The sequence below is a fragment of the Serratia plymuthica NBRC 102599 genome (assembly GCF_001590925.1).
Lineage (GTDB): Bacteria > Pseudomonadota > Gammaproteobacteria > Enterobacterales > Enterobacteriaceae > Serratia > Serratia plymuthica.
This window is the reverse complement of the sequence record NZ_BCTU01000003.1, coordinates 109,002-124,877: the sequence shown is the minus strand read 5'-3', so window position 1 is coordinate 124,877 and position 15,876 is coordinate 109,002. Positions and strand designations below refer to the sequence as shown.

17 protein-coding genes are annotated in these 15,876 nt (G+C 56.7%); 15 read left to right on the top strand and 2 right to left on the bottom strand.

Annotated elements, in window-relative coordinates:
* Positions 1–213 precede the first annotated feature (213 nt).
* Both glyA and SPL01S_RS02525 read left to right on the top strand, forming a co-directional pair.
* Positions 214–1,467: a serine hydroxymethyltransferase gene (gene glyA / locus SPL01S_RS02530; RefSeq protein WP_062868295.1), complete on the top strand. Its 1,254-nt coding sequence runs from the start codon at positions 214–216 to the stop codon at positions 1,465–1,467.
* Positions 1,468–1,622: 155 nt separating this feature from the next.
* Positions 1,623–2,774, top strand: coding sequence for a 3-phenylpropionate MFS transporter (locus tag SPL01S_RS02525; protein ID WP_063197406.1), 1,152 nt, complete (start codon positions 1,623–1,625; stop codon positions 2,772–2,774).
* Here SPL01S_RS02525 and csiE read toward each other — a convergent pair.
* Positions 2,771–4,036 (bottom strand): stationary phase inducible protein CsiE, encoded by a 1,266-nt coding sequence (csiE, locus tag SPL01S_RS02520; RefSeq protein WP_063197404.1) that lies wholly within the window; start codon positions 4,034–4,036, stop codon positions 2,771–2,773. The two genes, SPL01S_RS02525 and csiE, sit on opposite strands and share 4 nt — an antisense overlap.
* A 178-nt stretch (positions 4,037–4,214) precedes the next feature.
* Here csiE and SPL01S_RS02515 point away from each other — a divergent pair, with 178 nt between their 5' ends.
* Entirely contained in the window at positions 4,215–4,850 is a 636-nt protein-coding gene (locus tag SPL01S_RS02515) for a DUF1007 family protein (protein ID WP_373282272.1), read from the top strand.
* Positions 4,841–5,863, top strand: coding sequence for a nickel/cobalt transporter (locus tag SPL01S_RS02510; protein ID WP_063197402.1), 1,023 nt, complete (start codon positions 4,841–4,843; stop codon positions 5,861–5,863). Before SPL01S_RS02515 ends, SPL01S_RS02510 begins: the two co-directional genes overlap by 10 nt.
* A 64-nt stretch (positions 5,864–5,927) precedes the next feature.
* Here the strand turns inward: SPL01S_RS02510 and suhB are convergent, their stop codons facing one another.
* Complete coding sequence (gene suhB / locus SPL01S_RS02505) at positions 5,928–6,731, bottom strand: inositol-1-monophosphatase (RefSeq protein WP_006327340.1); 804 nt, start codon at positions 6,729–6,731, stop codon at positions 5,928–5,930.
* Positions 6,732–6,850: 119 nt separating this feature from the next.
* Here suhB and trmJ point away from each other — a divergent pair, with 119 nt between their 5' ends.
* From trmJ to sseB, 11 genes are all read left to right on the top strand, one after another.
* A complete protein-coding gene (gene trmJ / locus SPL01S_RS02500) occupies positions 6,851–7,585 on the top strand; it encodes a tRNA (cytosine(32)/uridine(32)-2'-O)-methyltransferase TrmJ (RefSeq protein ID WP_006327339.1) in 735 nt (244 codons plus the stop codon).
* Positions 7,586–7,779: 194 nt separating this feature from the next.
* Entirely contained in the window at positions 7,780–8,274 is a 495-nt protein-coding gene (iscR, locus tag SPL01S_RS02495) for a Fe-S cluster assembly transcriptional regulator IscR (RefSeq protein WP_004952096.1), read from the top strand.
* A gap of 54 nt (positions 8,275–8,328) precedes the next feature.
* Entirely contained in the window at positions 8,329–9,543 is a 1,215-nt protein-coding gene (locus SPL01S_RS02490; RefSeq protein WP_004952093.1) for an IscS subfamily cysteine desulfurase, read from the top strand.
* A gap of 24 nt (positions 9,544–9,567) precedes the next feature.
* Entirely contained in the window at positions 9,568–9,954 is a 387-nt protein-coding gene (gene iscU / locus SPL01S_RS02485; protein WP_004952090.1) for a Fe-S cluster assembly scaffold IscU, read from the top strand.
* A gap of 125 nt (positions 9,955–10,079) precedes the next feature.
* Positions 10,080–10,403, top strand: coding sequence for an iron-sulfur cluster assembly protein IscA (gene iscA / locus SPL01S_RS02480; protein ID WP_004952089.1), 324 nt, complete (start codon positions 10,080–10,082; stop codon positions 10,401–10,403).
* 63 nt (positions 10,404–10,466) lie between these two features.
* Positions 10,467–10,988: a co-chaperone HscB gene (gene hscB, locus SPL01S_RS02475; protein ID WP_063197400.1), complete on the top strand. Its 522-nt coding sequence runs from the start codon at positions 10,467–10,469 to the stop codon at positions 10,986–10,988.
* Positions 10,989–11,014: 26 nt separating this feature from the next.
* Complete coding sequence (gene hscA / locus SPL01S_RS02470; protein WP_020439609.1) at positions 11,015–12,865, top strand: Fe-S protein assembly chaperone HscA; 1,851 nt, start codon at positions 11,015–11,017, stop codon at positions 12,863–12,865.
* Between the two features lie 2 nt (positions 12,866–12,867).
* On the top strand, positions 12,868–13,203 hold the full coding sequence (gene fdx / locus SPL01S_RS02465; RefSeq protein WP_004952086.1) for an ISC system 2Fe-2S type ferredoxin: 336 nt from the start codon (positions 12,868–12,870) through the stop codon (positions 13,201–13,203).
* 32 nt (positions 13,204–13,235) lie between these two features.
* A complete protein-coding gene (iscX, locus tag SPL01S_RS02460; protein ID WP_006327336.1) occupies positions 13,236–13,436 on the top strand; it encodes a Fe-S cluster assembly protein IscX in 201 nt (66 codons plus the stop codon).
* Positions 13,437–13,659: 223 nt separating this feature from the next.
* Positions 13,660–14,955 carry an aminopeptidase PepB gene (gene pepB, locus SPL01S_RS02455; RefSeq protein WP_063197398.1) on the top strand — a complete coding sequence of 432 codons (1,296 nt, stop codon included), beginning with the start codon at positions 13,660–13,662 and terminating at the stop codon, positions 14,953–14,955.
* A gap of 89 nt (positions 14,956–15,044) precedes the next feature.
* Positions 15,045–15,875: an enhanced serine sensitivity protein SseB gene (gene sseB / locus SPL01S_RS02450; RefSeq protein WP_004952083.1), complete on the top strand. Its 831-nt coding sequence runs from the start codon at positions 15,045–15,047 to the stop codon at positions 15,873–15,875.
* The last annotated feature ends 1 nt before the right edge of the window (position 15,876 follow it).

The window sequence follows — 15,876 nt, the reverse complement described above, 5'->3', positions numbered from 1 at the left end:
AAACCGCACCCTCAGTATGAGTAAAAGTCCGTTGCCGAATGGCGTGATATATAGGATCAAAGCCTTGCAGCGCGTCATGCCAATCGTTTGCGTAAAAACCTCTGTCAAGACCTATCCTCGGTAGGGGAAAACAGTTTACACTGTTGCCCAGAACCCAACCGGGTAGTTATTTGGTGATTTTTTAGTTAGCCGATTTAAGTCAGGAGATGCCGGATGTTAAAGCGTGAAATGAACATTGCTGATTATGATGCCGAACTGTGGCGTGCAATGGAGCAAGAAGTCGTGCGTCAGGAAGAGCACATTGAACTGATTGCGTCTGAGAACTACACCAGCCCGCGCGTAATGCAGGCTCAGGGTTCCCAGTTGACCAACAAATACGCTGAAGGCTATCCGGGCAAGCGTTATTACGGCGGCTGCGAATATGTGGATATCGTTGAGCAACTGGCCATCGACCGTGCTAAAGAGCTGTTTGGCGCAGATTACGCCAACGTTCAGCCGCACTCCGGCTCCCAGGCTAACTTCGCCGTCTACACCGCGCTGCTGCAGCCGGGCGACACCATTCTGGGCATGAACCTGGCGCACGGTGGCCACCTGACCCACGGTTCGCCGGTCAACCTGTCCGGCAAGCTGTACAACGTGGTGCCTTACGGCATCAACGAAAAAGGCGAAATCGACTACGACGATCTGGCCAAGCAAGCGCAGACCCACAAACCAAAAATGATCATCGGCGGCTTCTCGGCCTTCTCCGGTCTGGTTGACTGGGCAAAAATGCGTGAAATCGCCGACAGCATCGGCGCTTACCTGTTCGTTGATATGGCGCACGTTGCGGGCCTGATCGCCGCCGGCGTTTATCCGAACCCGGTTCCGCACGCGCACATCGTTACCACCACCACCCACAAAACCCTGGCGGGCCCGCGTGGCGGCCTGATCCTGGCGAAGGGCGGTGATGAAGATCTGTACAAGAAACTGAACTCAGCCGTATTCCCTGGCGGCCAGGGCGGCCCGCTGATGCACGTGATCGCCGGTAAAGCGGTGGCGCTGAAAGAAGCGATGGAACCTGAGTTCAAGGTTTACCAGCAGCAAGTTGCCGATAACGCCAAAGCGATGGTGAAGGTGTTCCTGGAGCGCGGCTACAAAGTGGTTTCCGGCGGTACTCATAACCACCTGTTCCTGCTGGACCTGGTTGACAAAAACCTGACCGGTAAAGAAGCTGACGCCGCCCTGGGCCGCGCCAACATCACCGTGAACAAAAACAGCGTGCCAAACGATCCTAAGAGCCCGTTCGTTACCTCTGGCATTCGTATCGGTACGCCGGCTGTGACCCGCCGCGGCTTCAAAACCGCTGAAGTGACTGAGTTGGCCGGTTGGATCTGCGACGTGCTGGACAACATCAACGATGAAGCCACCATCGAACGTACCAAGAAAAAAGTGCTGGATATCTGCGCCCGCCTGCCGGTCTACGCATAATTCTGCTTTCTCTTTAAAAACCCGCTTCGGCGGGTTTTTTTATGCCTGTTACCGGCAAATTGTGAACTGCTTGGCACTCTATCCCCTTGATCGTGGATGAATGTTGCTCGTGAGTGTGAGCTCTGTCAAAGTATCGCCTACACACCGGAGGGATCATGGTTCTGCAATCAACGCGTTGGCTCGCTCTCAGTTATTTCACCTACTTCTTTTCTTATGGCATCTTCTTACCGTTTTGGGGCGTTTGGCTGAAAGGAGAAGGCATAGCGCCTGAAACCATAGGTCTGTTGCTCGGTGCCGGTTTGGTTGCGCGTTTCCTCGGCAGTTTGCTGATTGCTCCCCGGGTTAAAGATCCTTCCCATCTGGTGACGGTACTTCGCCTGCTGGCGTTGCTGACGTTGGCCTTCGCCGTCGGGTTTTGCTTCGGCAACGGCTGGGGTTGGCTGATGCTGGTGATTGCCGGCTTCAACCTGTTCTTCTCGCCGTTGGTACCGCTGACCGACGCGTTGGCCGCCACCTGGCAAAAACAAATCACCCTGGACTACGGTCGAGTCAGGCTGTGGGGTTCGCTGGCGTTCGTGATCGGTTCTGCGCTGACTGGGCAAATGGTGTCGGTTTGGGGCCATAACGCCATTCTTTATAGCCTGATCGCCAGTGTGCTGGCGATGCTGCTGGGCATGATGCTGAAACCGAGCGTGATGCCGCAGGGGGAGACGCGTACCCAAAGCGGGCCAGACCGCTCACTGCGCGAAATGCTCAAGGAAGGGCCGGTCTGGCGTTTCCTGTTGTGCGTCACGTTGTTGCAGGGTGCGCATGCCGGCTATTACAGCTTTGGTTCTATCTACTGGCAGGAAGCCGGCTACTCGGCTTCGACGATTGGTTATCTGTGGTCGCTGGGCGTGGTGGCGGAAGTCATCATTTTCGCCAGCAGCAATGTCCTGTTCCGCCGCTGGAATGCGCGCAATCTGCTGTTGCTTTCCGCCTGCTGCGGGGTGCTGCGTTGGAGCCTGATGGCTTACAGCACCGAACTGGGCTGGCTGCTGGTGATCCAGATCCTGCATTGCGGCACCTTTACCGTTTGCCATCTGGCGGCGATGCGTTTTATCGCTGCACGCAAAGGGCCAGAGGTGATCCGGTTGCAGGCGATTTACTCGGCGCTGGCGATGGGGGGCGGCATTGCGATTATGACGGTGATTGCCGGCTTCCTGTTTGAACATCTGCAGGGCGGGGTATTCTGGGTGATGGCGGCGGTGGCGTTGCCGGCGTTGTTTATTCGCCCGCCGGCCGTTGCGGTCAGCGACAACCGTTAAGTCGTTTCCAGCAGCGCGCGGATGGCTTTGCGCTGCTGGCGTTCTAACGGCAATTCGGTATAAATCAGCGGCGGTTGCGGTTCACTGTGTACCGCCGCATAAGGGCTGATCACCAGCGTGATACCCTGCGGCGCACCGGAGCGCAGGTAATCGCGCAGCGGCAGATACTTGATATTTAATGGCAACAGCGTTAATTCGCGGATCTGATATTCCACTTCCTCTTCCAACTGCGGGTTGTCCAGCGTCAATAACAACACCTGTTTTTCCTGCAGCGCATTACCCTGCATCAGCCAGGCGCCGAAACTGATGGCAACCAACCCCGCTTCCTCGCTGGAAAAACGAATTTCATATTCCTGTTCGAGGGGCGCCAGCGCTTCTTTGGTGGTGCGCATCAGGCGCGGATACATGCGTAACACTTCCTCGAGCAGCATATTGTCAATGCCGATGTCAAAACGACAGCGCTCGACCGCAGGCGCCAGATGGGCGAACAGCTGGCTGATCAAATCTTCTTTACTGCTGAAGGTCATGCCGGAAATCTGCTGGAAGCGCTCGACCATATTTTCAATCGATCTCATTAAGCGCAGATCTTCCTCCGAGTCGTTGCTGTGGTAGCTGTGGTTTTTCAGCATGGTGAACATCAGTACCAGAAAATCGCTTTCGCTGGTCTCGGGTTGCAGGGCGAAAAGCTGATTCAGCGATTGATGAAGCAAGCTGGCCGCCTGATGCTCTGGTTTCTGATGCAGCCAGGCGCGCTGGGTGGCGGTGAATAGCGGGTGTCGCTGGCGCTGGGTTTCCCAGGCGCAGTAACACAGATAATACTGTAGAAATTGGCGATCGCGCTGATCGAGGGGCCGGTTGAGCAGCGGTTCACAACTGCTGATGTAACTTTCCAACTGCGGCAACGGATCGGCGTTTACCGCCAACGCCTGGTGTAGCCAGGGGGCAAAATGCTGGTCGATAAACTCCGGGCTGCAGCGCAGGGCTCTGCGCAACCAGTGGAGCAGGCAGAGGCGTTGGTTGAGCGCGCTTCCCTTGAGCCGATAGCCTTCGTCGGAATTGCCGACGAGCTCCAGATGGTGGAAACGCTGGATTTCACTGGCAACCTCGGCTATATCTTGCCGGGCAGTAGGGTGGTCGACGCCGTTGATTTGGCTGATAGTCTCCAGTTGTACTGCGGGCACCGGCGCATACAGCATCAGTAACAGATGGCAGCGCCGTTGTTGACCGGAGAGCTCAGGCACAGGAGCAGTGTCCAGGCTCATTTCACCTTCTGGCAGGTAACGTTTAAATTATGAATAAGCATAGCAAAAGGCTGTGCTGCGGCGCGGCTGCGGCGCCCGGTTTTATTTCGGCTTACCACTTTCGTCACAATTATTGTGCCGATTAACGGCGGTTGAAGGTTGGTTGATGTTACTTTATAACAATAATGAGTATCGTTTGATGATGAAGTTACGTTTTATTGTGGCCGGTTTTTTCGCGTTATTCAGCGCCGGCGTCGTCGCACACCCGCACAGCTTTATTGATATGAACACCACCTTCGTGGCGAAAGATCAAAAGTTGGTCGGCTTGAAAATGGTTTGGGTAATGGATGAAATCACCTCGGCGGATCTGCTGTACGATGCGCAGAACGCGAAAAGCGACTCGGAAGTGTGGAAAAAACTGGCGGCGGAAGTGATGGCCAACGTGCTTGGTCAGCACTATTTCACCGACGTGTATCGCGACGGCAAGCCGGTGAAATACCTGAATCTGCCGACCGAATACCATTTGTCGCGCCAGGGGCACCAGGCGGTGCTGGAGTTTGTGCTGCCGCTGGCCGAGCCGCAGCCGTTGGCAGGCAAGCCGTTTGAAATCTCCACCTACGATCCCACCTATTTTGTCGATATGACTTACAAAGACCAAACGGCGCTGCATCTGCCGCCGGAAATGGCGCCGCAGTGCAAGTTCAGCCTGATGACGCCGAAGCCGGATTCCTCCTTGCAGGCTTACGCATTGTCCCTCGATAAGAACGATGCACCCAGCGAAGATATGGCGCTGGGGCAACAGTTCGCGCAGCGGGTCACTTTGCAATGTCAATAAACCTTAGCCAGAGCGCCGCGCGCAAGCGGCACTGGGCCTTCAGCCTGTGGCCGCTGCTGCTGTTTGCGCTGTTGCTGGCGTTGGCCGCTCAAGTGGCTTGGCACTATTGGCCGCAGCTGCTGATGCAAAGCGTGGTGTGGCAGAAGGGGCTGCATCAACAATTGGCCGGTCTGTTGCAGCAGGTAAAAGCCGCCCCCCAGCAGGCCGGGCTGGCGTTGATGCTGTTTAGCCTGAGCTATGGCGTGCTGCATGCACTTGGCCCCGGTCACGGCAAGGTGGTGATCGCCACCTATCTGGCCACCCACCCGGCGCGGCTGAAAAGCAGCCTGAAACTGACCTTTGCCGCCTCGCTGGTTCAAGGGCTGGTGGCTATCGCGTTGGTGACGCTGATGCTGGTGGTGCTGCAATTATCCTCCCGCCAACTGCATCAGAGCAGTTTCTGGCTGGAGAAGGGCAGTTTTATTTTGGTCATGCTGCTTGGCGTGCTGCTGAGCTGGCGGGCGCTGAAACGCCTGTATTACGCGGTGAAAGCGCTACGTCCGTCACCGGCGCTGCGCATCAATAGCCTGCAACCGCTGCCGACTCATCATGTTCACAGCGAACACTGCGGTTGCGGGCACCGCCATTTGCCGAGCGACAGCGAATTGCAGGCGGGCAGTGACTGGCGCACGCAAACCGCCATCGTGCTGGCGATGGGCATGCGCCCCTGCTCGGGGGCGATACTGGTGCTGCTGTTTTCCAAGGTGATTGGCGTATTCGCCTGGGGTGTGGTTTCGGCGTTGGCGATGGCGCTTGGCACGTCGCTGACCATTTCATTGTTGGCCTTGCTGGTGCATTACAGCCGCCGGTTGGCGGTGCGCCTCAGCCGTTCGCGCGCGCCGGCCGCCTGGAGCGCCGTTGCCTGGGGATCGTTGGCATTGGCCGGTGGCTTGATTCTGTTGTTCGCCGGATTGCTGTTGTATGCCAGCGCTCAGCCGGAGTTCGGTGGTGGTATCCGGCCTTTCTCCCGCTGACCGACATAAAAAAAGCGCTGCAATAAATTGCAGCGCTTTTTCTTTATTCATTCACTTCGCGATATTAACGCTTCAGCGCTTCGCTCAGTTCTTCACGCATGGTAGAAAGCATGGCTTTCACTACGCGCGGGTTGCCTGCAACCACGTTGCCGGAGCTGAAGTGGTTATGGCCGCCAACAAAGTCGGTCACCAGGCCGCCAGATTCGCGCACCAGCAGTTCGCCGGCAGCAAAGTCCCACGGCTTCAGGCCAATCTCGAAGAAACCGTCAACGCGGCCGGCGGCCACATAGGCCAGGTCCAGCGCGGCGGAGCCGGTGCGACGGAAGTCTGCACACTGAGTGAACAGTTTGCCAACCACGTTGATGTAAGGGGTTGCGTGCTGTTTAACCTTGAACGGGAAGCCGGTTGCCAGGATGGTGCCATCCAGATCTTTGGCATTGGTGCCGCGCAGGCGGTAGCCGTTGAGCTGTGCGCCTTGGCCGCGGGTAGCGGTAAAGAGTTCGTTGCGCATTGGATCGTAAACCACAGCCACTTCTGTACGGCCTTTGATGCGTACGGCGATGGAAACGGAGAAGTGTGGGAAACGTTTAATGAAGTTTGAGGTGCCATCCAGTGGATCGATCACCCATTGTACATCCTGATCTTCGCCGACCAGCTCACCGCGTTCTTCGGTAATAATAGTGTGTTGCGGATAAGACTTGCGGATCACGTCGATGATCAGATGCTCTGCATCGCGATCGACGTTAGTGAAAAAGTCATTGGTCCCTTTCTGGGTCGCTTCTACAGCGTCCGGGGTTTCGTAGTTTTTGGCAATCAGGTTACCGGCCTTGCGCGCAGCGCGCACGGCGATAGTCAGCATCGGATGCATGGGTATCTTCCAACTAGGATGTTAAAGAACAGGAAACGGCGCGAAGTATAGCAGCTGTTCGGCAAAATGCCTACGGCTGTGTTAAGATGCTGTGATTTTCCGCTACGCTCAGAGTTTGTATGCTGCACAACATCCGCATTGTTCTGGTAGAAACCTCCCATACCGGTAACATGGGCTCGACCGCTCGAGCCATGAAAACCATGGGGTTAACCAACCTTTATCTGGTTAATCCGCTGATAAAACCCGATTCGCAGGCGATTGCCCTGGCCGCAGGCGCCAGCGACGTGATCGGCAACGCCACTATCGTCGACACCCTTGATGACGCTATCGCCGGCTGTAGCCTGGTGGTCGGCACCAGCGCGCGTTCACGCACTTTGCCGTGGCCGATGCTGGAACCGCGCGAATGCGGCGTACGCGCCGTGCACGAAGGCGAGCATGCGCCGGTTGCGCTGGTGTTCGGTCGCGAACGCGTTGGCCTGACCAACGATGAGCTGCAAAAGTGCCATTATCACGTCGCCATTCCCGCCAACCCGGATTACAGCTCGCTGAACCTGGCGATGGCGGTGCAGATCCTGGCTTATGAAGTGCGCGTGGCTTACCTCGATCGCCAGCAAGTGGGGGCGCCGCAGTTGGAAGAAACGCCTTATCCTCTGGTGGACGATCTCGAACGTTTCTATCAGCACCTGGAACAAACGCTGCAGCACAGCGGCTTTATCCGCCCGGCACATCCGGGGCAGGTAATGAGCAGATTGCGCCGTTTATTCACCCGAGCGCGGCCGGAAGCTCAGGAGCTGAATATCTTGCGTGGCATGCTGACGTCGATAGAGAAACAGGATAAACATCAAGGTAATTAATTTGATGTGGCGTAACGGCCGGTAATAATAGTATTAGTTATCCAATGGTTATAACATGTATTTTATATGCATTTGATATAGCTCAGGACAAAATGTGCTAATACTTGAGTAAATTACTAGGTTAAATAGTTGACTGATTTACTCGGGAATGTCAGAATTTCGGCCATGTTTCACCAACAGGTAACCATTTAGCTATGAGACTGACATCCAAAGGCCGTTATGCCGTAACCGCTATGCTTGACGTGGCATTGCACTCCCAGGAAGGGCCCGTTCCTCTGGCGGATATTTCTGAGCGCCAAGGGATTTCGCTCTCTTATCTGGAACAATTATTCTCCCGTCTGCGTAAAAATGGCCTGGTGGCCAGCGTGCGTGGGCCGGGCGGTGGTTATCTGCTGGGGAAAGAGGCAAGTGAGATCGCCGTTGGCGCTGTCATCACTGCCGTCGATGAATCGGTAGATGCAACCCGTTGCCAGGGTAAAGAAGGCTGTCAGGGTGGCGATCGCTGTCTGACTCATACCCTGTGGCGCGATCTGAGCGAGCGCATCAGCGGGTTCCTGAACAACATTACGCTGGCAGAACTGGTGAACAACCAGGAAGTGCTGGTGGTGGCGGACCGTCAGAACAACGATACCCGTCGCACGGCCAACGGTCGTCCGCAAGAAACTATCAACGTTAATCTGCGCGCATAAGCAGCTGGCGATATTTTTTTAGTTTTTGGAAGTGATGTACGGAGCACAAGAGCAATGAAATTACCGATTTATCTCGATTACTCAGCAACGACGCCGGTTGACCCGCGCGTTGCCGAGAAAATGATGCAGTTTTTGACCCTGGACGGGACTTTCGGTAACCCGGCTTCCCGTTCCCACCGCTTTGGGTGGCAGGCGGAAGAGGCGGTAGATATCGCCCGTAACCAAATTGCTGAACTGGTTGGCGCTGACCCGCGTGAAATCGTGTTCACTTCCGGAGCGACCGAATCCGACAATCTGGCGATTAAAGGTGCGGCCAATTTCTATCAAAAGAAAGGCAAGCACATCATCACCAGCAAAACCGAACACAAAGCCGTGCTGGACACCTGTCGTCAGCTCGAGCGTGAAGGGTTTGAAGTGACCTACCTGGCGCCGCAGAGCAACGGAATTATCAGTCTGCAGGATCTCGAAGCCGCCATGCGTGAAGACACCATTCTGGTATCGATCATGCACGTGAACAATGAAATCGGCGTGGTGCAGGATATCGAAGCTATCGGCGAAATGTGCCGTGCGCGCGGTATCATTTACCACGTTGACGCTACCCAGAGCGTGGGCAAACTGCCTATCGACCTGAGCAAGCTGAAAGTCGATCTGATGTCGTTCTCCGGCCACAAAATCTATGGCCCGAAAGGCATTGGTGCGCTGTACGTGCGTCGTAAACCGCGTATTCGCATCGAAGCCCAGGTCCACGGCGGCGGTCACGAGCGCGGTATGCGTTCCGGCACCCTGCCAGTGCACCAGATCGCCGGTATGGGCGAAGCCTACCGTATCGCCAAAGAAGAAATGGCGACGGAAATGGCGCGCCTGCGTACGCTGCGCGATCGTTTGTGGAACGGCGTGAAAGATATGGAAGAAGTGTATCTGAACGGCGATCTGGAACACGGCGTTCCGAACATCCTCAACGTCAGCTTCAACTACGTTGAGGGCGAATCGCTGATCATGGCGCTGAAAGACCTGGCCGTCTCTTCAGGTTCCGCCTGTACCTCCGCTAGCCTTGAACCCTCCTACGTGCTGCGCGCGCTGGGGATGACCGACGAGTTGGCGCATAGCTCGATCCGTTTCTCTCTGGGGCGTTTTACCACGGAAGAAGAGATCGATTACACCATTCAATTGGTGCGTAAATCCATCGGCCGCCTGCGCGACCTGTCTCCGCTGTGGGACATGTTCAAACAGGGCGTGGATATCAACAGCATCGAATGGGCACATCATTAATTCTCAGGATTCAGGAGCAAGGTCATGGCTTACAGCGAAAAAGTAATCGATCATTATGAAAATCCACGTAACGTGGGCTCGTTTGACAACGAAGATCCTACCGTCGGTAGCGGCATGGTGGGTGCACCGGCCTGTGGCGACGTGATGAAGCTGCAGATCAAAGTCAACAATGAAGGCATCATCGAAGACGCCCGCTTCAAGACTTACGGCTGCGGTTCCGCCATCGCCTCCAGTTCGCTGGTGACCGAATGGATGAAAGGCAAGTCTCTTGATCAGGCCGAAGCGATCAAAAACACTCAGATCGCCGAAGAGCTGGAATTGCCGCCGGTTAAAATTCACTGCTCTATTCTGGCTGAAGATGCCATCAAAGCAGCGATCGCCGACTACAAGAGCAAGCACAGCGCCAAGTAGTTTTTGTGTAGGGGCGCTGTATATTGCGCCTGCGTTGATCGGGGCGAAGATATTCGCCCCCTACACCGGTTTGCTCCCCAACACCGGTTTTGCAAGAGGTTGGGGATATTGAGTGTGAGGTTGTGATGTCAATTACCATGAGCGACAGCGCTGCGCAGCGTGTTCAGGCTTTTATGAATAACCGCGGCAAAGGTCTGGGTTTGCGTCTGGGGGTAAGAACCTCCGGCTGCTCCGGGATGGCTTATGTGCTGGAATTTGTTGACGAAATGAACGATGACGACATCGTTTTTGAAAACAAAGGCGTCAAGGTGATCATCGACGGCAAGAGCCTGGTCTACCTTGACGGCACCGAGCTTGATTTCGTTAAGGAAGGCCTGAACGAAGGCTTCAAGTTCAACAACCCCAATGTCTCGAGCGAGTGCGGCTGCGGCGAAAGCTTCAACGTCTGACAGCCCATCGTGCTCCCCCGCGTGCTGCGGGGGAACTCCATCCGATAACGCCCAGAGCACGCTATGGATTATTTTACTTTATTCGGGCTGCCAGTTCGCTATTCCGTGGACGGCGGCCTGCTTGCCTCTCGCTATCAGGATTTGCAGCGCCAATTCCATCCCGATCGCAATGCCCTCCAGCCAGAACGCGAACGCCTGATGGCGTTGCAGCAGGCGGCGACCATTAATGAAGCCTACCAAACGCTGAAGCACCCATTAAAACGCGCGGAGTATATGCTATCTTTGCACGGTTTTGATTTGGGTAATGAGCAGCACACTGTGCGCGATACCGCGTTCCTGATGGAACAGTTGGAACTGCGTGAAGAGCTCGATGCCATTGAACGCAAAGCGGATGCAGAAAGCCTGCTGGCCGATTTTGGCGCGCGGGTGAACGAGACGGTCAAACAGCGCAGCGCGCTGATGGTACAGCAGTTGGATAACCAGCAGTGGTCTGAAGCCGCCGACACCGTGCGTAAGCTGCGCTTTTTGGACAAACTCCAGCAACAGGTTGAACAACTCGAAGAAAAACTGCTGGGTTTTGAGTAATACATTCTGATTGTGGAAGCTTCAATATGGCCTTATTACAAATTAGCGAGCCTGGCCTCAGCGCCGCACCGCACCAGCGACGTCTGGCTGCCGGTATTGATTTAGGCACCACCAATTCTCTGGTCGCCACGGTACGCAGTGGGCAGGCGGAAACCCTGGCCGACGCGCAGGGGCGCGATTTATTGCCTTCGGTGGTGCACTATCAGACTGACGGGTTGCGCGTAGGTTGGGAAGCGCGCCAGCAAGCGGCGCAGGATCCGGCCAATACCATCAGCTCGATCAAACGCATGATGGGCCGCTCGCTGGCCGACGTTCAGCAGCGTTACCCGAACCTGCCGTACCAATTCCAGCCCAGCGATAACGGCCTGCCGATGATTGTCACCGCAGCCGGTCTGGTTAATCCGGTAGGCGTTTCCGCCGACATCCTCAGGGCACTTTCCGCTCGCGCGCAAACGGCGCTGGAAGGGGAGCTCGACGGTGTCGTGATCACCGTACCCGCTTATTTTGACGATGCACAGCGCCAGGGCACCAAAGACGCTGCTCGTCTGGCCGGCCTGCATGTGCTGCGCCTGCTGAACGAACCGACCGCCGCGGCGATTGCCTATGGCCTGGATTCTGGTCAGGAAGGCACCATTGCGGTTTATGATCTGGGCGGCGGAACCTTCGATATTTCCATTCTGCGCCTGAGCCGTGGGGTGTTTGAAGTGCTGGCTACCGGCGGGGATTCTGCGCTGGGCGGTGATGACTTTGACCACCTGCTGGCCGACTGGTTGCGCGAGCAGGCCGGCGTGGCCGATCGCAGCGATCATGGCGTCCAGCGCCAGTTGTTGGATGCGGCTATTGCCGCCAAAATTGCATTGAGCGATGCCGACAGCGTCAGCATCGACGTGGCCAACTGGCAAGGTGAAGTGACCCGCGCGCAGTTCGATGCGCTGATAGCACCACTGGTTAAACGCACCCTTATGGCTTGCCGCCGCGCTCTAAAAGACGCCGGCGTCAGCGCGGAAGAGGTGCTTGAAGTGGTGATGGTGGGCGGCTCCACTCGCGTGCCGCTGGTGCGTGAGCAGGTGGGGGCGTTCTTTGGCCGCACGCCGCTGACGTCTATCGATCCGGACAAAGTGGTCGCCATCGGCGCGGCGATCCAGGCCGATATCCTGGTAGGTAACAAGCCGGACAGCGACATGCTGTTGCTGGACGTGATCCCGCTGTCGCTCGGTCTGGAAACCATGGGCGGTCTGGTCGAGAAAGTGATCCCGCGCAACACCACCATTCCGGTGGCGCGCGCGCAGGAATTCACCACCTTTAAAGACGGCCAGAGCGCGATGATGATCCACGTGTTGCAGGGTGAACGTGAGCTGGTGCAGGATTGCCGCTCGCTGGCGCGCTTTTCGCTGCGCGGTTTACCGCCAATGCCTGCCGGGGGCGCACATATTCGCGTCACCTTCCAGGTGGACGCGGATGGCCTGCTGAGCGTCACGGCGATGGAGAAATCCACCGGCGTTGAGGCTTCGATCCAGGTGAAGCCGTCTTATGGCCTGTCCGACGGCGAGATCGCCGACATGATCAAAGACTCGATGGCCAATGCGCACAGCGACGTTGGCGCGCGCATGCTGGCGGAACAGCGGGTAGAGGCATCGCGGGTGCTGGAAAGCCTGCAGGGCGCCCTGGCCAGCGATGCCGCCTTACTGAGCGAAGCTGAAAGTACGGCGATCGCCGCTGCGGTGGAAGGCCTGCAACAGGCGACGCAGGGCACCGATCCTGCCGCCATTGAAGCCGCAATTAAAACATTAGATGCACAAACGCAAGATTTTGCCGCGCGCCGTATGGATGCTTCCATTCGCCGCGCGCTGGCTGGCCATTCTGTGGATGAGGTTTAATCATGCCTAAAATTGTTTTCCTGCCCCATCAAGATCTGTGCCCGGAGGGGGCAGTACTGGAAGCCGAGCAAGGCGAATCGATCCTTAACGTTGCCCTGCGCAACGGGATTGAAATCGAACACGCCTGCGAGAAATCCTGCGCCTGTACCACTTGTCACTGCATCGTGCGCGAAGGCTTTGATTCGCTTGAAGAGAGCAGCGAGCTGGAAGACGACATGCTGGACAAGGCCTGGGGTCTGGAGCCGGAAAGCCGCCTGAGCTGCCAGGCGCTGGTCGCCGATGAAGACTTGGTGGTAGAAATGCCGCGTTATACCGTTAACCATGCGCGTGAGCATTAATTGCTAGTCGCGGCGCAGAGCTGGAGATCATAATGGGACTGAAGTGGACCGACAGCCGTGAAATCGGCGAAGCCCTGTACGACCAATACCCGGATACCGATCCGAAAACCGTACGCTTTACCGACATGCATCAGTGGATTTGCGATCTCGAAGAGTTCGACGATGATCCTCAGGCTTCCAACGAAAAAATACTGGAAGCGATTCTGCTGGTCTGGTTAGATGAAGCGGAGTAAATAGCGTAACGGGCTGCCTTGGGCGGCCCGTTTATTTTGTATCCGACATACCCGTCGTCTTTCAAACTGCAGCGTTGTTACCTGCACGATCACACCCCAGTCACTTACCTGAGTAAGCTCCTGGGGATGAGATCGCTGGCCGCCTAGCTGCAATTTGAAATCCATAGGGTATGCAATAAAGCCCTAATGAAATAATAAAGGGAACATCCGGAGTGAGAAGGCTATGACAACTGAAATTATGCTGGTAACGCTGTCGCACCAACCTGCGGACGCTCGCTGGGGCGAGAAAGCGTTGCTGAGCACCAATGCGGAAGGGATGACCATTCACCTGACCGGCAACGACAAGCTGGGCAGCGTTCAGCGCGCCGCGCGTAAAATCGACGGTCAGGGCATCAAAAAAGTGAAGCTGGCCGGTGAAGGCTGGGATCTGGAAAACAGCTGGGCATTCTGGCAGGGGTTCCGTGGGCCGAAAGGCAAACGCAGCGTCGAATGGGCAGAACTGCCGGAAGCCGACCGTAAAGAGCTGGAACAGCGCCTGAAGATTGTTGACTGGGTGCGTGACACCATCAATATGCCGGCAGAAGATCTGGGGCCGGAGCAACTGGCCACCCGCGCCGTCGATCTGCTGTGTGATGTCGGCTGCGATGCCGTCAGTTACCGCATCACCAAGGGTGAAGATCTGCGCGAGCAAAACTACGCCGGCCTTCACACCGTGGGCCGCGGTTCCGACCGTTCCCCTGTGCTGCTGGCGTTGGATTTCAACCCGACCGGCAACCCGGATGCGCCGGTATTCGCTTGCCTGGTGGGGAAAGGCATCACTTTTGACACCGGCGGCTACAGCCTGAAACAAAGTGCCTTTATGGACTCGATGAAGTCCGACATGGGCGGTGCAGCGACCATTACCGGCGCACTGGCGCTGGCTGCCGCTCGCGGCCTGAAGCAGCGCGTTAAGCTGTTCCTGTGCTGTGCCGACAACATGGTCAGCGGCAATGCCTTCAAACTGGGCGACATCATTCGCTATCGCAACGGCAAAACCGTTGAGGTGATGAATACCGATGCGGAAGGGCGTTTGGTGCTGGCTGATGGCCTGATTGACGCGTCCGAGCAAAACCCCGAGCTGATTATCGACTGCGCTACGCTGACTGGCGCGGCGAAAACGGCGGTAGGTAACGATTACCATGCGCTGTTCAGCTTTGACGATGCGCTGGCGCAGGAACTGTTGACCAGCGCGACGGCGGAGCAAGAACCTTTCTGGCGCCTGCCGCTGGCCGAGTTTCACCGCAGCCAATTGCCGTCCAATTTTGCCGAGCTGAACAACGTGGCAGGCCCGGCTTACACCGCCGGTGCCAGCACCGCGGCCGCCTTCCTGTCGCATTTCGTGAAAAACTATCAGCAAGGCTGGTTGCACATCGACTGTTCCGCGACCTACCGCAAAGGCGCGGTGGATCAGTGGTCTGCCGGCGCGACCGGTCTGGGCGTGCGGACTCTGGCCAATCTGCTGCTGAGCAAAGCCAAATAATTGAAAGCCCGCAGCGGCGGGCGGTAGAATATGGTTTATCCTCGGGGCCCAGCATGCTGGGCCCCGTTATTTAATTGCTGGAGTTTGCCATGAGTTCCCATCATCACGATGCCGCCCCGGGCGAGAACGAGCTTGAACGTCTGCTGAAGCTGGCGGTGACGGAGCCGGCCCATCGCCCGGCGTTTTTCCGCGAGTTGCTCGATGCCACGGTATTGATTCTCGGCGACAGCGATCAGGTGCAGCAGGACGGCGACATTACGCTGAATGCCGATACTCCGGTGAATATCCAGCACTGGGAAAAACAGGACGGCGGCAGCATCATTCCGTTCTTCTCCTCGCTGGAGGCGTTGCAGAAAGCCGTCGAAGATGAACAGCCGTTTATCGCCATGCCGGCGCGGGTATTGTTCGAGATTACCGAAGGCGCGGATCTGTTCCTTAATCCGAAAGCCGAGTACGGCAAAGAGTTCTACCCCGAGGAAGTCGCGATGCTGCTGGCTACCGGCGGCGTAGCCAAGCCTGCGGAACGCTATGTCGACAAGGATACCCAGATCCTGCTGGGCCAGCCGGAAGAATATCCGTCGGCGATGGTGGATGCGTTGACCACGCTGTTCAGCCAGCGCAAACCGGTACGCCGTGCGTTTCTGGCGCTGATGCATGATCAGGCGGTGGATGAAAAGCCTAACCTGCTGGTGGGGCTGGAAGTGGATGGCGATCAAGGAGATATCGAAGCCTTGATCAACGAAGCCGGCAGCGTGGCCAGCGAAACGGCGCCCAACGACGAACCTGTGGATTTTTGTCTGGTGTCGGAAAAAGAGCGTGGGGTCAGCCATTATCTGATCACCCATACTCAACCTTTCTATCAGCGTCGCTGGGGCAGCTGGTTGCGTAACATCATTCCTTCCACTGACAAAACGCAGTAAC